This window comes from Klebsiella sp. MISC125 (assembly GCF_051131775.1).
Classification (GTDB): Bacteria; Pseudomonadota; Gammaproteobacteria; order Enterobacterales; family Enterobacteriaceae; genus Klebsiella.
Window position 1 is genome coordinate 549454 of record NZ_CP180448.1, and the last position, 18158, is coordinate 567611.

General features: G+C 49.7%; 33 protein-coding genes. 32 read left to right on the forward strand and 1 reads right to left on the reverse strand.

All coding sequences use genetic code 11. The features are described from left to right. Positions 1 to 4: 4 nt before the first annotated feature. The 7 genes from tusB to bfr all read left to right on the forward strand — a co-directional run bounded on the left by tusB (position 5) and on the right by bfr (position 5742). Positions 5 to 292, forward strand: coding sequence for a sulfurtransferase complex subunit TusB (tusB, locus tag ACMYSL_RS02510; protein ID WP_434661310.1), 288 nt, complete (start codon positions 5 to 7; stop codon positions 290 to 292). Positions 293 to 416: 124 nt separating this feature from the next. Next, a complete protein-coding gene (gene rpsL, locus ACMYSL_RS02515) occupies positions 417 to 791 on the forward strand; it encodes a 30S ribosomal protein S12 (RefSeq protein WP_110275007.1) in 375 nt (124 codons plus the stop codon). 95 nt (positions 792 to 886) lie between these two features. After that, complete coding sequence (gene rpsG / locus ACMYSL_RS02520; protein WP_004106370.1) at positions 887 to 1357, forward strand: 30S ribosomal protein S7; 471 nt, start codon at positions 887 to 889, stop codon at positions 1355 to 1357. A 96-nt stretch (positions 1358 to 1453) separates the two neighbouring features. Then, complete coding sequence (gene fusA, locus ACMYSL_RS02525; RefSeq protein ID WP_110275009.1) at positions 1454 to 3568, forward strand: elongation factor G; 2115 nt, start codon at positions 1454 to 1456, stop codon at positions 3566 to 3568. Between the two features lie 70 nt (positions 3569 to 3638). Continuing rightward, positions 3639 to 4823, forward strand: coding sequence for an elongation factor Tu (tuf, locus tag ACMYSL_RS02530; RefSeq protein WP_181621071.1), 1185 nt, complete (start codon positions 3639 to 3641; stop codon positions 4821 to 4823). A gap of 174 nt (positions 4824 to 4997) precedes the next feature. Next, a complete protein-coding gene (gene bfd, locus ACMYSL_RS02535) occupies positions 4998 to 5192 on the forward strand; it encodes a bacterioferritin-associated ferredoxin (protein WP_110275013.1) in 195 nt (64 codons plus the stop codon). Positions 5193 to 5265: 73 nt separating this feature from the next. Beyond that, entirely contained in the window at positions 5266 to 5742 is a 477-nt protein-coding gene (gene bfr, locus ACMYSL_RS02540; RefSeq protein WP_110275015.1) for a bacterioferritin, read from the forward strand. Here the strand turns inward: bfr and ACMYSL_RS02545 are convergent. Then, positions 5726 to 6202: a prepilin peptidase gene (locus ACMYSL_RS02545; protein WP_434661311.1), complete on the reverse strand. Its 477-nt coding sequence runs from the start codon at positions 6200 to 6202 to the stop codon at positions 5726 to 5728. The two genes, bfr and ACMYSL_RS02545, sit on opposite strands and share 17 nt — an antisense overlap. Positions 6203 to 6579: 377 nt before the next feature. On the opposite strand from ACMYSL_RS02545, the gene rpsJ reads away from it, so the two are divergent. The 25 genes from rpsJ (at position 6580) to rpsK (ending at position 18135) form a co-directional block, all read left to right on the forward strand. Further along, on the forward strand, positions 6580 to 6891 hold the full coding sequence (gene rpsJ / locus ACMYSL_RS02550; protein ID WP_001181005.1) for a 30S ribosomal protein S10: 312 nt from the start codon (positions 6580 to 6582) through the stop codon (positions 6889 to 6891). 32 nt (positions 6892 to 6923) lie between these two features. Next, positions 6924 to 7553 carry a 50S ribosomal protein L3 gene (gene rplC / locus ACMYSL_RS02555; RefSeq protein WP_052284882.1) on the forward strand — a complete coding sequence of 210 codons (630 nt, stop codon included), beginning with the start codon at positions 6924 to 6926 and terminating at the stop codon, positions 7551 to 7553. A gap of 10 nt (positions 7554 to 7563) precedes the next feature. Further along, positions 7564 to 8169: a 50S ribosomal protein L4 gene (gene rplD / locus ACMYSL_RS02560; protein ID WP_015960716.1), complete on the forward strand. Its 606-nt coding sequence runs from the start codon at positions 7564 to 7566 to the stop codon at positions 8167 to 8169. Then, positions 8166 to 8468: a 50S ribosomal protein L23 gene (rplW, locus tag ACMYSL_RS02565; protein WP_004868363.1), complete on the forward strand. Its 303-nt coding sequence runs from the start codon at positions 8166 to 8168 to the stop codon at positions 8466 to 8468. Before rplD ends, rplW begins: the two co-directional genes overlap by 4 nt. A 17-nt stretch (positions 8469 to 8485) precedes the next feature. Further along, positions 8486 to 9307 (forward strand): 50S ribosomal protein L2, encoded by an 822-nt coding sequence (gene rplB / locus ACMYSL_RS02570; RefSeq protein WP_000301869.1) that lies wholly within the window; start codon positions 8486 to 8488, stop codon positions 9305 to 9307. A gap of 16 nt (positions 9308 to 9323) precedes the next feature. Further along, positions 9324 to 9602, forward strand: a complete 279-nt coding sequence (rpsS, locus tag ACMYSL_RS02575; RefSeq protein WP_001138115.1) for a 30S ribosomal protein S19 — start codon at positions 9324 to 9326, stop codon at positions 9600 to 9602. A gap of 14 nt (positions 9603 to 9616) precedes the next feature. Continuing rightward, positions 9617 to 9949 (forward strand): 50S ribosomal protein L22, encoded by a 333-nt coding sequence (gene rplV / locus ACMYSL_RS02580; RefSeq protein WP_000448832.1) that lies wholly within the window; start codon positions 9617 to 9619, stop codon positions 9947 to 9949. A 17-nt stretch (positions 9950 to 9966) separates the two neighbouring features. Continuing rightward, positions 9967 to 10665 (forward strand): 30S ribosomal protein S3, encoded by a 699-nt coding sequence (rpsC, locus tag ACMYSL_RS02585; protein ID WP_002919766.1) that lies wholly within the window; start codon positions 9967 to 9969, stop codon positions 10663 to 10665. A gap of 12 nt (positions 10666 to 10677) precedes the next feature. Beyond that, a complete protein-coding gene (rplP, locus tag ACMYSL_RS02590; protein ID WP_002919759.1) occupies positions 10678 to 11088 on the forward strand; it encodes a 50S ribosomal protein L16 in 411 nt (136 codons plus the stop codon). Next, positions 11088 to 11279, forward strand: coding sequence for a 50S ribosomal protein L29 (gene rpmC / locus ACMYSL_RS02595; protein WP_002919754.1), 192 nt, complete (start codon positions 11088 to 11090; stop codon positions 11277 to 11279). The genes rplP and rpmC overlap by 1 nt, the downstream gene beginning before the upstream one ends. After that, positions 11279 to 11533, forward strand: a complete 255-nt coding sequence (gene rpsQ, locus ACMYSL_RS02600) for a 30S ribosomal protein S17 (RefSeq protein ID WP_110275019.1) — start codon at positions 11279 to 11281, stop codon at positions 11531 to 11533. Before rpmC ends, rpsQ begins: the two co-directional genes overlap by 1 nt. A gap of 161 nt (positions 11534 to 11694) precedes the next feature. After that, positions 11695 to 12066 (forward strand): 50S ribosomal protein L14, encoded by a 372-nt coding sequence (rplN, locus tag ACMYSL_RS02605; protein WP_000613954.1) that lies wholly within the window; start codon positions 11695 to 11697, stop codon positions 12064 to 12066. Positions 12067 to 12076: 10 nt separating this feature from the next. Beyond that, positions 12077 to 12391, forward strand: coding sequence for a 50S ribosomal protein L24 (gene rplX / locus ACMYSL_RS02610; protein ID WP_110275021.1), 315 nt, complete (start codon positions 12077 to 12079; stop codon positions 12389 to 12391). Between the two features lie 14 nt (positions 12392 to 12405). Continuing rightward, entirely contained in the window at positions 12406 to 12945 is a 540-nt protein-coding gene (gene rplE / locus ACMYSL_RS02615) for a 50S ribosomal protein L5 (protein ID WP_003031123.1), read from the forward strand. Between the two features lie 14 nt (positions 12946 to 12959). After that, positions 12960 to 13265: a 30S ribosomal protein S14 gene (rpsN, locus tag ACMYSL_RS02620; RefSeq protein ID WP_002919667.1), complete on the forward strand. Its 306-nt coding sequence runs from the start codon at positions 12960 to 12962 to the stop codon at positions 13263 to 13265. 33 nt (positions 13266 to 13298) lie between these two features. After that, complete coding sequence (rpsH, locus tag ACMYSL_RS02625) at positions 13299 to 13691, forward strand: 30S ribosomal protein S8 (protein ID WP_004106343.1); 393 nt, start codon at positions 13299 to 13301, stop codon at positions 13689 to 13691. Positions 13692 to 13703: 12 nt separating this feature from the next. Then, entirely contained in the window at positions 13704 to 14237 is a 534-nt protein-coding gene (gene rplF / locus ACMYSL_RS02630) for a 50S ribosomal protein L6 (RefSeq protein WP_110275023.1), read from the forward strand. 9 nt (positions 14238 to 14246) lie between these two features. Next, on the forward strand, positions 14247 to 14600 hold the full coding sequence (gene rplR / locus ACMYSL_RS02635) for a 50S ribosomal protein L18 (protein WP_000358960.1): 354 nt from the start codon (positions 14247 to 14249) through the stop codon (positions 14598 to 14600). A 14-nt stretch (positions 14601 to 14614) separates the two neighbouring features. Continuing rightward, on the forward strand, positions 14615 to 15118 hold the full coding sequence (rpsE, locus tag ACMYSL_RS02640) for a 30S ribosomal protein S5 (RefSeq protein WP_004106339.1): 504 nt from the start codon (positions 14615 to 14617) through the stop codon (positions 15116 to 15118). A 3-nt stretch (positions 15119 to 15121) separates the two neighbouring features. After that, positions 15122 to 15301, forward strand: coding sequence for a 50S ribosomal protein L30 (rpmD, locus tag ACMYSL_RS02645; RefSeq protein ID WP_001140434.1), 180 nt, complete (start codon positions 15122 to 15124; stop codon positions 15299 to 15301). Between the two features lie 3 nt (positions 15302 to 15304). Further along, a complete protein-coding gene (rplO, locus tag ACMYSL_RS02650) occupies positions 15305 to 15739 on the forward strand; it encodes a 50S ribosomal protein L15 (protein WP_110275025.1) in 435 nt (144 codons plus the stop codon). Positions 15740 to 15746: 7 nt separating this feature from the next. Continuing rightward, positions 15747 to 17078, forward strand: coding sequence for a preprotein translocase subunit SecY (gene secY, locus ACMYSL_RS02655; RefSeq protein ID WP_110275027.1), 1332 nt, complete (start codon positions 15747 to 15749; stop codon positions 17076 to 17078). A gap of 31 nt (positions 17079 to 17109) precedes the next feature. Further along, complete coding sequence (gene rpmJ, locus ACMYSL_RS02660) at positions 17110 to 17226, forward strand: 50S ribosomal protein L36 (protein WP_000868187.1); 117 nt, start codon at positions 17110 to 17112, stop codon at positions 17224 to 17226. Positions 17227 to 17372: 146 nt separating this feature from the next. Then, positions 17373 to 17729 (forward strand): 30S ribosomal protein S13, encoded by a 357-nt coding sequence (gene rpsM / locus ACMYSL_RS02665; protein ID WP_004106333.1) that lies wholly within the window; start codon positions 17373 to 17375, stop codon positions 17727 to 17729. Between the two features lie 16 nt (positions 17730 to 17745). Beyond that, the gene (rpsK, locus tag ACMYSL_RS02670) at positions 17746 to 18135 is read left to right on the forward strand and encodes a 30S ribosomal protein S11 (RefSeq protein ID WP_004138423.1); all 390 of its coding nucleotides are present in this window, start codon (positions 17746 to 17748) and stop codon (positions 18133 to 18135) included. The last annotated feature ends 23 nt before the right edge of the window (positions 18136 to 18158 follow it).

Below are 18158 nucleotides of genomic sequence, written 5' to 3' on the forward strand. Positions count from 1 at the left end.
TCGCATGCTCCACACATTAAGCACATCTCCCTGGTATGCTGATACTGCGACAATGCTTCGTTTGATAAAAGAAGGAGACGATCTCCTGCTGATGTCTGATGGCGTCGTCGCAGCAGTTGCCGGGAGTCGCTTCCTTGAAATTCTGCAATCTGCCCCCATAACCATTCATGTTCTGCAAGAAGATATCGAAGCCCGTGGGCTGGGTGGTCAAATTGCGGACAGTGTCGTCAGGCTTAGCTATACTGATTTCGTCAGACTTACAGTCAAACACCCTGGGCAATTAGCCTGGTAATGGCGGGATCGTTGTATATTTCTTGACACCTTTTCAGCACCGCCCTAGAATTCTGCGTCCTCATATTATATGAGGCGATTTATTACATGTTTACGAAGCAAAAGCTAAAACCAGGAGCTATTTAATGGCAACAATTAACCAGCTGGTACGCAAACCACGCGCACGCAAAGTTGCAAAGAGCAACGTGCCTGCGCTGGAAGCCTGCCCGCAGAAACGTGGCGTATGTACTCGTGTATATACTACCACTCCTAAAAAACCGAACTCCGCACTGCGTAAAGTATGTCGTGTTCGTTTGACTAACGGTTTTGAAGTTTCTTCATATATCGGTGGTGAAGGCCACAACCTGCAGGAGCACTCCGTGATCCTGATCCGTGGCGGTCGTGTAAAAGACCTTCCGGGTGTTCGTTACCACACCGTTCGTGGTGCGCTTGACTGCTCCGGCGTTAAAGACCGTAAGCAAGCACGCTCCAAGTATGGCGTGAAACGTCCTAAGGCTTAATGGTTCTCCGTTAAGTAAGGCCAAACGTTTTATATTAATGTCAAACTAAACTCTTTGAGTTTTGGACAATCCTGAATTAACAACGGAGTATTTCCATGCCACGTCGTCGCGTCATTGGTCAGCGTAAAATCCTGCCGGATCCTAAGTTCGGATCAGAACTGCTGGCTAAATTTGTCAATATCCTGATGGTAGATGGTAAAAAATCTACTGCAGAAGCAATCGTATACAGCGCGCTGGAGACCCTGGCTCAGCGCTCTGGTAAAAATGAACTGGAAGCTTTCGAAGTCGCTCTCGACAACGTGCGCCCGACTGTAGAAGTTAAGTCTCGCCGTGTTGGTGGTTCTACTTATCAGGTACCAGTTGAAGTCCGTCCGGTTCGTCGTAATGCCCTGGCAATGCGTTGGATCGTTGAAGCTGCTCGTAAACGTGGTGATAAATCCATGGCTCTGCGTCTGGCGAACGAACTCTCTGATGCTGCAGACAACAAAGGTACTGCAGTTAAGAAACGTGAAGACGTTCACCGCATGGCAGAAGCCAACAAGGCGTTCGCACACTACCGTTGGTAATCCCTTCGGAGTCATAGTCACCAAGCGGGCGCTTCAAGTAAGTCGCCCGTTTTGGATAACTTAACTGAACGCCTAAAGAAATAAACGAGGAATCAAATGGCTCGTACAACACCCATCGCACGCTACCGTAACATTGGTATCAGTGCGCACATCGACGCCGGTAAAACTACTACTACCGAACGTATTCTGTTCTACACCGGTGTAAACCATAAGATCGGTGAAGTTCATGACGGCGCTGCCACCATGGACTGGATGGAACAGGAACAGGAACGTGGTATCACTATCACTTCCGCAGCGACTACTGCATTTTGGTCTGGTATGGCTAAGCAGTATGAGCCGCATCGCGTAAACATCATCGACACCCCGGGGCACGTTGACTTCACAATCGAAGTAGAACGTTCCATGCGTGTTCTTGATGGTGCGGTAATGGTTTACTGCGCAGTTGGTGGTGTTCAGCCGCAGTCTGAAACCGTATGGCGTCAGGCAAACAAATATAAAGTTCCACGCATTGCGTTCGTTAACAAAATGGACCGTATGGGTGCGAACTTCCTGAAAGTTGTTGGTCAGATCAAATCCCGTCTGGGCGCGACTCCGGTTCCGCTGCAGCTGGCAATTGGTGCTGAAGAGCATTTCACTGGTGTTGTTGACCTGGTGAAAATGAAAGCCATCAACTGGAGCGAAGAAGACGCAGGTGTAACCTTCACTTACGAAGATATTCCAGCTGACATGCAGGACCTGGCCGAAGAATGGCACCAGAACCTGATCGAGTCCGCTGCTGAAGCTTCTGAAGAGCTGATGGAGAAATACCTGGGTGGTGAAGAACTGACTGAAGAAGAGATCAAAGTAGCTCTGCGTCAGCGCGTTCTGAACAACGAAATCATCCTGGTAACCTGTGGTTCTGCGTTCAAGAACAAAGGTGTTCAGGCGATGCTGGATGCGGTAATTGATTACCTGCCATCCCCGGTTGATGTACCTGCGATCAACGGTATGTTGGACGACGGTAAAGATACTCCTGCTGAACGTCACGCTAGCGATGATGAGCCGTTTGCTGCTCTGGCATTTAAAATCGCGACCGACCCGTTTGTAGGTAACCTGACCTTCTTCCGCGTGTATTCCGGTGTGGTTAACTCTGGTGATACCATCCTGAACTCCGTGAAAGCAGCACGTGAGCGTTTTGGTCGTATCGTTCAGATGCACGCTAACAAGCGTGAAGAGATCAAAGAAGTTCGCGCGGGCGACATCGCTGCAGCTATCGGTCTGAAAGACGTAACTACGGGTGACACTCTGTGTGATCCAAACGCGCCGATCATTCTGGAGCGTATGGAATTCCCTGAGCCGGTAATCTCTATCGCGGTTGAACCAAAAACCAAAGCTGACCAGGAAAAAATGGGTCTGGCTCTGGGCCGTCTGGCTAAAGAAGACCCGTCTTTCCGCGTATGGACTGACGAAGAATCTAACCAGACTATCATCGCCGGTATGGGTGAGCTGCACCTCGACATCATCGTTGACCGTATGAAGCGTGAATTCAACGTTGAAGCGAACGTTGGTAAACCTCAGGTTGCTTACCGTGAAGCGATTCGCGCGAAAGTTACTGATATCGAAGGTAAACACGCTAAGCAGTCTGGTGGTCGCGGTCAGTATGGTCACGTCATTATTGACATGTATCCGCTGGAGCCGGGCTCTAACCCGAAAGGTTACGAGTTCATCAACGACATCAAAGGTGGTGTAATTCCTGGTGAATACATCCCGGCCGTTGATAAAGGCATCCAGGAGCAGCTGAAAGCTGGTCCTCTGGCTGGTTACCCGGTAGTTGACCTGGGCGTGCGTCTGCACTTCGGTTCTTACCACGACGTTGACTCCTCCGAACTGGCGTTTAAACTGGCCGCTTCTATTGCCTTTAAAGATGGCTTTAAGAAAGCGAAACCAGTTCTGCTTGAGCCGATCATGAAGGTTGAAGTAGAAACTCCGGAAGAGAATACTGGTGACGTTATCGGTGACCTTAGCCGTCGTCGCGGTATGCTGCGCGGTCAGGAATCCAACGTGACTGGCGTTGTGATTCACGCTGAAGTTCCGCTGTCTGAAATGTTTGGATATGCAACTCAGCTGCGTTCTCTGACCAAAGGTCGTGCTTCTTACTCTATGGAGTTCCTGAAGTATGATGATGCGCCGAATAACGTTGCTCAGGCCGTAATCGAAGCCCGTGGTAAATAAGCCGCAGGGTTAAAACCAAAGTCCCGTGCTCTCTCCTGAAGGGGAGAGCACTATAGTAAGGAATATAGCCGTGTCTAAAGAAAAATTTGAACGTACAAAACCGCACGTCAACGTTGGCACCATCGGCCACGTCGACCACGGTAAAACTACTCTGACCGCTGCAATCACTACCGTACTGGCTAAAACCTACGGCGGTGCTGCTCGCGCATTCGACCAGATCGATAACGCGCCGGAAGAAAAAGCTCGTGGTATCACCATCAACACTTCTCACGTTGAATATGACACCCCGACTCGCCACTACGCACACGTAGACTGCCCGGGCCACGCCGACTATGTTAAAAACATGATCACCGGTGCTGCGCAGATGGATGGCGCGATCCTGGTTGTTGCTGCGACTGACGGCCCGATGCCGCAGACTCGTGAGCACATCCTGCTGGGTCGTCAGGTAGGCGTTCCGTACATCATCGTGTTCCTGAACAAATGCGACATGGTTGATGACGAAGAGCTGCTGGAACTGGTAGAAATGGAAGTTCGTGAACTTCTGTCTCAGTACGATTTCCCGGGCGATGACACTCCGATCATCCGTGGTTCTGCTCTGAAAGCGCTGGAAGGCGAAGCAGAGTGGGAAGCGAAAATCATCGAACTGGCTGGCTTCCTGGATTCTTACATCCCGGAACCAGAGCGTGCGATTGACAAGCCGTTCCTGCTGCCTATCGAAGACGTATTCTCCATCTCAGGCCGTGGTACCGTTGTTACCGGTCGTGTAGAACGCGGTATTGTTAAAGTTGGCGAAGAAGTTGAAATCGTTGGTATCAAAGAGACTGCGAAGTCTACCTGTACCGGCGTTGAAATGTTCCGCAAACTGCTGGACGAAGGCCGTGCTGGTGAGAACGTAGGTGTTCTGCTGCGTGGTATCAAACGTGAAGAAATCGAACGTGGCCAGGTACTGGCTAAGCCGGGCTCAATCAAGCCGCACACCAAGTTCGAATCTGAAGTGTACATTCTGTCCAAAGATGAAGGCGGCCGTCATACTCCGTTCTTCAAAGGCTACCGTCCGCAGTTCTACTTCCGTACAACTGACGTGACTGGCACCATCGAACTGCCGGAAGGCGTAGAGATGGTTATGCCGGGCGACAACATCAAAATGGTTGTTACCCTGATCCACCCGATCGCGATGGACGATGGTCTGCGTTTCGCAATCCGTGAAGGCGGCCGTACCGTTGGCGCGGGCGTTGTTGCTAAAGTTCTGGGCTAATTATTAGTTCTGAATTAGAAAAGGGCGCTTAGGCGCCCTTTTTGCTGTCGACTATTTGAGTTAATGAGGGAAATTGTTTACAGAAATTAGTGCAGTCGTATATTTAATAAACAGGCTATTGTAATCATAACTATTCTCATTTACACTTTGCATATAAGTTGAACGGGAGTCTGTATGTACGTTTGTCTGTGTAATGGTGTAAACGATAAAAAAATTCGTCAGGCTGTGCGTCAATTCCACCCCCAGTCTTTTCAACAACTAAGAAAATTTATTCCTGTTGGAAATCAATGTGGTAAGTGCATTCGCGCAGCGCGAGAAATTATGGAAGATGAATTAACCCGCATGCCAGAATATCAAGAGATTGCCTGAAGCCCGACTGCTTTTTTTGACATATCTATAGGTCGAACTACGCTTCAATAAGTGGAAGCGGAGGGACTATATAATGAAAGGTGATGTCAAAATCATAACTTATCTCAATAAATTATTGGGAAATGAGCTTGTCGCAATTAATCAATACTTTCTCCACGCGAGAATGTTTAAGAATTGGGGCCTGATGCGCCTCAACGATGTCGAATACCACGAATCCATTGATGAAATGAAACATGCCGATAAGTATATCGAGCGTATTTTGTTTCTCGAAGGAATCCCTAACCTGCAAGATCTTGGCAAACTGCGCATCGGCGAGGATGTCGAGGAGATGCTGCAATCTGATTTACGGTTGGAACTGGAAGGGGCTAAAGATTTGCGAGAAGCTATTGCCTATGCCGATAGTGTCTATGACTACGTCAGCCGCGATATGCTAATTGAGATCCTTACAGACGAAGAAAGCCACATTGATTGGTTGGAAACTGAGCTCGACTTAATCGGTAAAATTGGCCTACAGAATTATCTTCAGTCACAAATTAAGGTGGCGGACTAATAAGCGTCTGCCATCCACACCAAAGACCCGCTGCTGCCAGAAAAGGGCCAAAAGGCAGCGGGTTGTATAATACCTGCCTTTTTCTTCCCGCTATGATCTTCATCCCAAGTGTGACACATGCGAGTATGGTTGCAATAAGCACTAGTTGAGGTAATACGCTCCATCCATGCCAGGCCCCAAGAGCGGCCAGAAATTTAACGTCACCGTAACCGATGCCTTCATATCCGCGCAGTCCTCTGTATAACCAGTAGATAGTAGCAAAGGACACATAGCCAGCGATCGCCCCCCATACTGCGCTTGAAAGAGTACTTTCTGATAAATATAGATGATAAAGCAAACCAACCCAGAGTAGGGGGCAGGTAAATCGATCTGGAAGCAGACCACTTCGGTAGTCGCACCAACAGAGCATGAGCGATAACCCACAGTACAAAATAATAAATATTGAGGAAGTGATGAACATGGATAGTTCCTGTGATATGGCTGTAGTAGTGAGGGTGCTGAGAAGTCGTTCATGTAGCAAAGGCCAATAATGTGCAATGGAAGTAGCCATCAGATGTATTTGCCTGCATTTCACAGCGTTGCTGAACATGATGATCCCTGCTCTCAGAAGCCAGTGATGAATTACTAGACAATGCTTGCGTTGCGGCTGAATTTGCGTATAATGCGCGGGCCTGTCAAAGTTGACGGCCGGTTCGATATGAACCCTGATAGCGAAACTGGCTATCAAACAATGTTCCCAATTGGGGAACTATGTAAGAACGGTTACACTCTCCCATCAATCGTAATGGGTATGAGGAGTAACCATTTCGTCTATAAAATAATTGGAGCTCTGGTCTCATGCAGAACCAAAGAATCCGTATCCGCCTTAAAGCGTTTGATCATCGTCTGATCGATCAATCAACCGCGGAAATCGTCGAGACTGCTAAGCGCACTGGTGCGCAAGTCCGTGGTCCGATCCCGCTGCCGACCCGCAAAGAACGTTTCACCGTTCTGATCTCTCCGCACGTCAACAAAGACGCGCGCGATCAGTACGAGATTCGTACTCACAAGCGTCTGGTTGACATCGTTGAGCCAACTGAAAAAACCGTTGATGCTCTGATGCGTCTGGATCTGGCTGCCGGTGTAGACGTGCAGATCAGCCTGGGTTAATCAGGTCATCGAGCGATTGAGAGGTTGATACAATGATTGGTTTAGTCGGTAAAAAAGTGGGCATGACCCGCATCTTCACTGAAGATGGCGTATCTATCCCAGTAACCGTTATCGAAGTTGAAGCAAACCGCGTTACTCAGATCAAAGATCTGGCTAACGATGGCTATCGCGCTGTTCAGGTTACCACTGGTGCTAAAAAAGCTAACCGTGTAACCAAGCCGGAAGCTGGTCACTTTGCTAAAGCTGGCGTAGAAGCTGGCCGCGGCCTGTGGGAGTTCCGTCTGGCAGATGGTGAAGAATACACCGTTGGTCAGAACATTAGCGTTGAACTGTTTGCTGACGTTAAAAAAGTTGACGTAACCGGTACCTCTAAAGGTAAAGGTTTCGCTGGTACCGTTAAGCGCTGGAACTTCCGTACCCAGGATGCTACCCACGGTAACTCCTTGTCTCACCGCGTTCCGGGTTCTATCGGTCAGAACCAGACTCCGGGCAAAGTGTTCAAAGGCAAGAAAATGGCAGGTCAGCTGGGCAACGAACGCGTCACTGTTCAGAGCCTGGACGTAGTACGTGTTGACGCTGAGCGCAACCTGCTGCTGGTTAAAGGTGGAGTTCCGGGTGCAACCGGCTGCGACCTGATCGTTAAACCAGCTGTGAAGGCGTAAGGGGATAGCAATGGAATTAGTATTGAAAGACGCGCAGAGCGCGCTGACTGTTTCCGAAACTACCTTCGGTCGTGATTTCAACGAAGCGCTGGTTCACCAGGTTGTTGTTGCTTATGCAGCTGGTGCTCGTCAGGGTACTCGTGCTCAGAAGACTCGTGCTGAAGTAACTGGTTCAGGCAAAAAGCCGTGGCGCCAGAAAGGTACCGGCCGTGCGCGTTCAGGTTCTATCAAGAGCCCGATCTGGCGTTCAGGTGGCGTAACCTTCGCTGCACGTCCGCAGGACCACAGTCAAAAAGTTAACAAAAAGATGTACCGCGGCGCGCTGAAAAGCATTCTGTCCGAACTGGTACGTCAGGATCGTCTGATCGTTGTCGAGACGTTCTCTGTAGAAGCGCCTAAAACTAAGCTGCTGGCACAGAAACTGAAAGACATGGCTCTGGAAGATGTGCTGATCATCACCGGTGAGCTGGACGAAAACCTGTTCCTGGCTGCGCGCAACCTGCACAAGGTTGACGTACGCGATGCAACTGGTATTGACCCGGTTAGCCTGATCGCCTTCGACAAAGTCGTAATGACTGCTGATGCTGTTAAGCAAGTTGAGGAGATGCTGGCATGATTCGTGAAGAACGTTTACTGAAGGTGCTGCGTGCACCGCACGTTTCTGAAAAAGCGTCTGCTGCGATGGAAAAAACCAATACCATCGTTCTCAAAGTTGCTAAAGACGCGACTAAAGCAGAAATCAAAGCTGCTGTGCAGAAACTGTTTGAAGTCGAAGTCGAAGTCGTTAACACCCTGGTAGTTAAAGGGAAAGTTAAACGTCACGGACAGCGTATCGGTCGTCGTAGCGACTGGAAAAAAGCTTACGTCACCCTGAAGGAAGGCCAGAATCTGGACTTCGTTGGCGGCGCTGAGTAAGTCGGAGGAGTAATACAATGGCAGTTGTTAAATGTAAACCGACATCTCCGGGTCGTCGCCACGTCGTTAAAGTGGTCAACCCAGAGCTGCACAAGGGCAAACCTTTTGCTCCGCTGGTTGAAAAAAACAGCAAATCCGGTGGTCGTAACAACAATGGCCGCATCACCACTCGTCATATTGGTGGTGGTCACAAGCAGGCTTACCGTATTGTTGACTTCAAACGCAACAAAGACGGTATCCCGGCAGTTGTTGAACGTCTTGAGTACGATCCGAACCGTTCCGCGAACATCGCGCTGGTTCTGTACAAAGACGGTGAACGCCGTTACATTCTGGCCCCTAAAGGCCTGAAAGCTGGCGACCAGATTCAGTCTGGCGTTGATGCTGCAATCAAAGCAGGTAACACCCTGCCGATGCGCAATATCCCGGTTGGTTCTACCGTTCATAACGTAGAAATGAAACCAGGTAAAGGCGGTCAGCTGGCACGTTCCGCTGGTACTTACGTTCAGATCGTTGCTCGCGATGGTGCTTATGTCACCCTGCGTCTGCGTTCTGGTGAAATGCGTAAAGTCGAAGCAGACTGCCGCGCTACTCTGGGCGAAGTTGGCAATGCTGAGCATATGCTGCGCGTTCTGGGTAAAGCAGGTGCTGCACGCTGGCGTGGTGTTCGTCCTACCGTTCGCGGTACTGCGATGAACCCAGTCGACCACCCACATGGTGGTGGTGAAGGTCGTAACTTTGGTAAGCACCCGGTAACTCCGTGGGGCGTTCAGACCAAAGGTAAGAAGACCCGCAGCAACAAGCGTACTGATAAATTCATCGTACGTCGCCGTAGCAAATAATTTTAGAGGATAAGCCATGCCACGTTCTCTCAAGAAAGGTCCTTTTATTGACCTGCACTTGCTGAAGAAGGTAGAGAAAGCGGTGGAAAGCGGAGACAAGAAGCCCCTGCGCACTTGGTCCCGTCGTTCAACGATCTTTCCTAACATGATCGGTTTGACCATCGCTGTCCATAATGGTCGTCAGCACGTTCCAGTTTTTGTTTCCGACGAAATGGTTGGTCATAAACTGGGTGAATTCGCACCGACTCGTACTTATCGCGGCCACGCTGCTGATAAAAAAGCGAAGAAAAAATAAGGTAGGAGGAAGAGATGGAAACTTTAGCTCAACATCGCCATGCTCGTTCTTCTGCTCAGAAGGTTCGCCTTGTTGCTGACCTGATTCGCGGTAAGAAAGTGTCGCAGGCCCTGGATATTCTGACCTACACCAATAAGAAAGCGGCTGTACTGGTCAAGAAGGTACTGGAATCTGCCATTGCTAACGCTGAACACAACGATGGCGCTGACATTGACGATCTGAAAGTTACGAAAATTTTCGTAGACGAAGGCCCGAGCATGAAGCGCATTATGCCGCGTGCTAAAGGTCGTGCAGATCGCATCCTGAAGCGCACCAGCCACATTACTGTGGTTGTGTCCGATCGCTGAGACTCTGGAGACTAGCAATGGGTCAGAAAGTACATCCTAATGGTATTCGCCTGGGTATTGTCAAACCATGGAACTCTACCTGGTTCGCGAACACCAAAGAATTCGCTGACAACCTGGACAGCGATTTTAAAGTACGTCAGTTCTTAACTAAAGAACTGGCTAAAGCGTCCGTATCTCGCATCGTTATCGAGCGTCCGGCTAAGAGCATTCGTGTAACTATTCACACTGCTCGCCCGGGTATCGTTATCGGTAAGAAAGGCGAAGACGTAGAAAAACTGCGCAAGGTCGTAGCGGATATCGCTGGCGTTCCTGCACAGATCAATATTGCCGAAGTTCGTAAGCCTGAACTGGACGCTAAATTGGTTGCTGACAGCATCACTTCTCAGCTGGAACGTCGCGTTATGTTCCGTCGTGCTATGAAGCGTGCTGTACAGAACGCAATGCGTCTTGGCGCTAAAGGTATTAAAGTTGAAGTTAGCGGCCGTCTGGGCGGCGCGGAAATCGCACGTACCGAATGGTACCGCGAAGGTCGCGTACCGCTGCACACTCTGCGTGCTGACATCGACTACAACACCTCTGAAGCGCACACCACTTACGGTGTAATCGGCGTTAAGGTATGGATCTTCAAAGGTGAGATCCTGGGTGGTATGGCTGCTGTTGAACAACCGGAACCGGCTGCTCAACCTAAAAAGCAGCAGCGTAAAGGCCGTAAATAAGGAGCGTCGCTGATGTTACAACCAAAGCGTACAAAATTCCGTAAAGTGCACAAAGGCCGCAACCGTGGTCTGGCGCAGGGTACGGATGTTAGCTTCGGCACTTTCGGTCTGAAAGCTGTTGGCCGTGGTCGTCTGACTGCACGTCAGATCGAAGCAGCACGTCGTGCTATGACCCGTGCAGTTAAGCGTCAAGGTAAGATCTGGATCCGTGTATTCCCGGACAAACCGATCACTGAGAAGCCGCTGGAAGTTCGTATGGGTAAAGGTAAAGGTAACGTGGAGTACTGGGTTGCCTTGATTCAGCCGGGCAAAGTCCTGTATGAAATGGACGGAGTACCGGAAGAGCTGGCCCGTGAAGCATTCGGCCTGGCAGCAGCGAAACTGCCGATCAAAACCACCTTTGTAACTAAGACGGTGATGTAATGAAAGCAAAAGAGCTGCGTGAAAAAAGCGTTGAAGAGCTGAACGCTGAGCTGCTGAACCTACTGCGTGAGCAGTTCAACCTGCGTATGCAGGCTGCAAGTGGCCAGCTGCAACAGACTCATCTGCTGAAGCAAGTGCGTCGTGATGTTGCACGTGTTAAGACTTTACTGACTCAGAAGGCGGGTGCGTAATGACCGATAAAATCCGTACTCTGCAAGGTCGTGTGGTTAGTGACAAAATGGAGAAATCCATTGTTGTTGCTATCGAACGTATGGTGAAACACCCGGTATACGGTAAATTCATCAAGCGTACGACCAAACTGCACGTACATGACGAGAACAACGAATGCGGTATCGGCGACAAAGTTGAAATCGCTGAGTGCCGTCCGCTGTCCAAGACTAAGTCCTGGACGCTGGTTCGCGTTGTAGAGAAAGCGGTTCTGTAATACAGTACGCATTCTCAACGAATAAACGGCTCAGCAATGAGCCGTTTATTTTTTCTACCCATATTTGATCTGCGGTGTTATAATGCCGCGCCCTCGATATGGGGCTTTTTAACGACCCTCTTTTGGGTCTCAGTAGTAGTTGACATTAGCGGAGCACTAAAATGATCCAAGAACAGACTATGCTGAACGTCGCCGACAACTCCGGTGCACGTCGCGTAATGTGTATCAAGGTTCTGGGTGGCTCGCACCGTCGCTACGCAGGCGTAGGCGACATCATCAAGATCACCATCAAGGAAGCGATTCCGCGTGGTAAGGTCAAGAAAGGTGATGTGCTGAAGGCGGTAGTGGTGCGCACCAAGAAGGGTGTTCGTCGCCCGGACGGTTCTGTCATTCGCTTCGATGGTAATGCATGCGTTATTTTAAACAATAACAGCGAGCAACCTATCGGTACGCGTATTTTTGGGCCGGTAACTCGTGAGCTTCGTAACGAGAAGTTCATGAAAATTATCTCTCTGGCACCAGAAGTACTCTAAGGAGCGAATCATGGCAGCGAAAATCCGTCGTGATGACGAAGTTATCGTGTTAACCGGTAAAGATAAAGGTAAACGCGGTAAAGTAAAAAATGTCCTGTCTTCCGGCAAGGTCATTGTTGAAGGTATCAACCTGGTTAAGAAACATCAGAAGCCGGTTCCGGCCCTGAACCAACCAGGCGGCATTGTAGAGAAAGAAGCAGCTATTCAGATCTCTAACCTTGCTATCTTCAACGCGGCAACCGGCAAGGCTGACCGTGTAGGCTTTAGATTTGAAGAGGGCAAAAAAGTCCGTTTCTTTAAATCTAATAGCGAAACTATCAAGTAATTTGGAGTAGTACGATGGCGAAACTGCATGATTACTACAAAGACGAAGTAGTCGCTAAACTCATGACTGAGTTTAACTACAATTCTGTCATGCAAGTCCCTCGGGTCGAGAAGATCACCCTGAACATGGGTGTTGGTGAAGCGATCGCTGACAAGAAACTGCTGGATAACGCAGCAGCTGATCTGACAGCAATCTCCGGTCAAAAGCCGTTAATCACCAAAGCACGCAAATCAGTTGCAGGCTTCAAAATCCGTCAGGGCTATCCGATCGGCTGTAAAGTAACTCTGCGTGGCGAGCGCATGTGGGAGTTCTTTGAGCGCCTGATCACTATTGCTGTACCGCGTATCCGTGACTTCCGTGGCTTGTCCGCTAAGTCTTTCGACGGTCGTGGTAACTACAGCATGGGTGTCCGTGAGCAGATCATCTTCCCAGAAATCGACTACGATAAAGTCGACCGCGTTCGTGGTTTGGATATTACCATTACCACTACTGCGAAATCTGATGAAGAAGGCCGCGCTCTGCTGGCTGCCTTTGACTTCCCGTTCCGCAAGTAAGGTAGGGTTACTTAATGGCTAAGCAATCAATGAAAGCACGCGAAGTAAAGCGCGTGGCTTTAGCTGATAAATTCTTCGCTAAACGCGCTGAACTGAAAGCTATCATCTCTGATGTGAACGCAACCGACGAAGATCGTTGGAATGCGGTTCTCAAGCTGCAGACTCTGCCGCGTGATTCCAGCCCGTCTCGTCAGCGTAATCGCTGCCGTCAAACAGGTCGTCCGCATGGTTTCCTGCGGAAGTTCGGGTTGAGCCGTATTAAGGTCCGTGAAGCCGCCATGCGCGGTGAAATCCCGGGTCTGAAAAAGGCTAGCTGGTAATTGTCACCAATTGAATCACGGGAGTAAAGACAGATGAGCATGCAAGATCCGATCGCGGATATGCTGACCCGTATCCGTAACGGTCAGGCCGCGAATAAAGCTGCGGTCACCATGCCTTCCTCCAAGCTGAAAGTGGCAATTGCCAACGTGCTGAAGGAAGAAGGCTTTATTGAAGATTTTAAAGTTGAAGGCGACATCAAGCCGGAACTGGAACTGACTCTTAAGTATTTCCAGGGTAAAGCTGTTGTAGAAAGCATTCAGCGTGTCAGCCGCCCAGGTCTGCGCATCTATAAACGTAAAGATGAGCTGCCGAAAGTTATGGCGGGTCTGGGTATCGCGGTTATTTCTACCTCTAAAGGTGTTATGACTGATCGTGCAGCGCGCCAGGCTGGTCTTGGTGGCGAAATTATCTGCTACGTAGCCTAATCGGAGGAAAAAATGTCTCGTGTTGCTAAAGCACCGGTCGTTGTTCCTGCCGGCGTTGATGTAAAAATCAACGGTCAGGTTATTACGATCAAAGGTAAGAATGGCGAGCTGACTCGTACTATCAACGATGCTGTTGAAGTTAAACATGCAGATAATGCACTGACCTTCGGTCCGCGTGATGGTTACGCTGACGGATGGGCTCAGGCGGGTACCGCGCGTGCCCTGCTTAACTCAGTAGTTATCGGTGTTACCGAAGGCTTCACTAAAAAGCTTCAGCTGGTTGGTGTAGGTTATCGTGCAGCGGTCAAAGGGGATGTAGTAAACCTGGCTTTAGGTTTTTCTCATCCTGTTGAGCATAAGCTGCCGGCCGGTATCACTGCAGAATGTCCGACTCAAACTGAAATCGTGCTGAAAGGCGCTGATAAGCAGGTGATCGGCCAGGTTGCAGCAGATCTGCGCGCCTACCGTCGTCCTGAGCCTTATAAAGGCAAGGGTGTTCGTTACGCCGACGAAGTCGTGCGTACCAAAGAGGCTAAGAAGAAGTAAGGTAACACTATGGATAAGAAATCTGCTCGTATCCGTCGTGCGACCCGCGCACGCCGCAAGCTCCAGGAGCTGGGTGCAACTCGCCTGGTGGTACATCGTACCCCGCGTCATATTTACGCACAGGTAATTGCACCGAATGGTTCTGAAGTTCTGGTAGCTGCTTCTACTGTAGAAAAAGCTATCGCTGAACAATTGAAGTACACCGGTAACAAAGACGCGGCCGCAGCTGTGGGTAAAGCTGTTGCTGAACGCGCTCTGGAAAAAGGCATCAAAGATGTTTCCTTTGACCGTTCCGGGTTCCAATATCATGGTCGTGTCCAGGCACTGGCAGATGCTGCCCGTGAAGCTGGCCTTCAGTTCTAAGGTAGAGGTGTAAGATGGCTCACATCGAAAAACAAGCTGGCGAACTGCAGGAAAAGCTGATCGCGGTTAACCGCGTATCTAAAACCGTTAAAGGTGGTCGTATTTTCTCCTTCACAGCTCTGACTGTAGTTGGTGACGGTAACGGTCGCGTAGGTTTTGGTTACGGTAAAGCGCGTGAAGTTCCAGCAGCGATCCAGAAAGCGATGGAAAAAGCCCGTCGCAATATGATTAATGTCGCGCTGAACCACGGCACCCTGCAACACCCGGTTAAAGGTGTTCACACGGGTTCTCGTGTATTCATGCAGCCAGCTTCCGAAGGTACCGGTATTATCGCCGGTGGTGCAATGCGCGCCGTTCTGGAAGTTGCTGGAGTTCATAACGTTCTGGCTAAAGCATATGGTTCTACTAACCCGATCAACGTGGTTCGTGCAACTATTGATGGCCTGGAAAATATGAATTCTCCAGAAATGGTCGCTGCCAAGCGTGGTAAATCCGTTGAAGAAATTCTGGGGAAATAAACCATGGCAAAGACTATTAAAATTACTCAAACCCGCAGTGCAATCGGTCGTCTGCCGAAACACAAGGCAACGCTGCTTGGCCTGGGTCTGCGTCGTATTGGTCACACCGTAGAGCGCGAGGATACTCCTGCTGTTCGTGGTATGGTCAACGCGGTTTCCTTCATGGTTAAAGTTGAGGAGTAAGAGATGCGTTTAAATACTCTGTCTCCGGCCGAAGGCTCCAAAAAGGCGGGTAAACGCCTGGGTCGTGGTATCGGTTCTGGCCTCGGTAAAACCGGTGGTCGTGGTCACAAAGGTCAGAACTCTCGTTCTGGCGGTGGCGTACGTCGCGGTTTCGAAGGTGGTCAGATGCCTCTGTACCGTCGTCTGCCGAAATTTGGCTTCACTTCTCGTAAAGCAATGATCACTGCAGAAGTTCGTCTGTCTGATCTGGCTCATGTAGAAGGCGATGTAGTCGACCTGAACACGCTGAAAGCGGCTAACATTATCGGTATCCAGATTGAGTTCGCGAAAGTGATCCTGTCTGGTGAGGTATCTCGTCCGGTAACTGTTCGTGGCCTGCGCGTGACTAAAGGTGCTCGTGCTGCTATCGAAGCTGCTGGCGGTAAAATTGAGGAATAAGTAGCAGATGGCTAAGCAACCGGGATTAGATTTTCAAAGTGCCAAAGGTGGGATTGGCGAGCTGAAACGCAGACTTTTGTTTGTAATCGGTGCGTTGATTGTGTTCCGTATTGGCTCTTTTATTCCGATCCCTGGTATTGATGCCACTGTACTTGCCAAACTGCTTGAGCAACAGCGAGGCACCATCATTGAAATGTTCAACATGTTCTCTGGTGGTGCTCTCAGCCGTGCTTCTATCTTTGCCCTGGGTATCATGCCGTATATTTCGGCATCGATCATCGTCCAGCTGTTAACGGTTGTTTATCAGCCGTTGGCGGAGCTTAAGAAAGAAGGGGAGTCTGGTCGTCGTAAGATCAGCCAGTACACCCGCTACGGAACTCTGGTGCTGGCGATATTTCAGTCGATTGGTATTGCTACTGGTCTACCGAATATGCCTGGTATGCAGGGCCTGGTCATTAATCCAGGTTTTGCGTTCTATTTCACCGCTGTTGTAAGTCTGGTTTCAGGAACGATGTTCCTGATGTGGCTAGGCGAACAGATTACTGAGCGTGGTATCGGTAACGGTATTTCGATCATTATCTTCGCTGGTATTGTTGCGGGACTCCCGCCGGCCATCGCCCATACTATCGAGCAAGCGCGTCAAGGCGACCTGCACTTCCTCCTGTTGCTGTTGGTTGCAGTATTAGTATTTGCAGTGACCTTCTTTGTTGTCTTTGTAGAACGTGGTCAACGCCGTATTGTGGTTAACTACGCGAAACGTCAACAGGGTCGTCGTGTCTATGCTGCACAGAGCACACATTTACCGCTGAAAGTGAATATGGCAGGGGTAATCCCGGCAATCTTCGCTTCCAGTATTATTCTGTTCCCGGCTACCATCACGTCATGGTTCGGGGGCGGGACTGGTTGGAACTGGCTGACAACAATTTCGCTGTATTTGCAGCCTGGGCAACCGCTTTATGTGTTACTCTATGCGTCTGCAATCATATTCTTCTGTTTCTTCTACACGGCGTTGGTTTTCAACCCGCGTGAAACAGCAGATAACCTGAAGAAGTCCGGTGCATTTGTACCAGGAATTCGTCCGGGAGAGCAAACGGCGAAGTATATCGATAAAGTAATGACCCGCCTGACTTTGGTTGGTGCGCTCTACATTACCTTTATCTGCCTGATCCCGGAGTTCATGCGTGATGCAATGAAAGTACCGTTCTACTTCGGTGGGACCTCACTGCTTATCGTTGTCGTTGTGATTATGGACTTTATGGCTCAAGTGCAAACTCTGATGATGTCAAGTCAGTATGAGTCTGCATTGAAGAAGGCGAACCTGAAAGGCTACGGCCGCTAACAGGGCGCCCGAGAAGTTACGGAGAGTAAAAATGAAAGTTCGTGCTTCCGTCAAGAAATTATGCCGTAACTGCAAAATCGTTAAGCGTGATGGCGTCATCCGCGTGATTTGCAGTGCCGAGCCGAAGCATAAACAGCGCCAAGGCTGATTTATTCGCATATTTTTCTTGCAAAGTTGGGTTGAGCTGGCTAGATTAGCCAGCCAATCTTTTGTATGTCTGTACGTTTCCATTTGAGTATCCTGAAAACGGGCTTTTCAGCATGGTGCGTACATATTAAATAGTAGGAGTGCATAGTGGCCCGTATAGCAGGCATTAACATTCCTGATCACAAACATACCGTCATTGCATTAACTGCAATTTTCGGTATCGGCAAGACCCGCTCTAAAGCCATCTGTGCTGACACGGGTATCGCTGAAAATGTTAAGATCAGTGAGCTGTCTGAAGAACAAATTGAATCCCTGCGTGAAGCAGTAGGTAAATTTGTCGTTGAAGGTGATCTGCGCCGTGAAATCACCCTGAGCATCAAGCGTCTTATGGACCTTGGTTGCTATCGTGGTTTACGCCATCGTCGTGGTCTTCCGGTTCGCGGTCAGCGTACTAAGACCAACGCACGTACCCGCAAGGGTCCGCGTAAACCGATCAAGAAATAGTCGGGGTGATTGAATAATGGCAAAGGCACCAGTTCGTGCACGTAAGCGTGTAAGAAAACAAGTCTCTGATGGCGTGGCTCATGTCCATGCTTCTTTTAACAACACCATCGTTACCATTACTGATCGTCAGGGTAACGCGCTGGGTTGGGCAACAGCCGGTGGTTCCGGTTTCCGTGGTTCTCGCAAATCCACTCCGTTCGCAGCTCAGGTTGCAGCAGAGCGTTGCGCTGAAGCCGTAAAAGAATACGGCATCAAGAATCTGGAAGTTATGGTTAAAGGTCCGGGTCCAGGTCGCGAATCTACTATTCGTGCACTGAACGCCGCTGGTTTTCGCATCACGAACATTACTGATGTGACTCCGATCCCTCATAACGGTTGTCGTCCGCCGAAAAAACGTCGCGTATAACGCGTTCGTTTCTAGGATTGTTG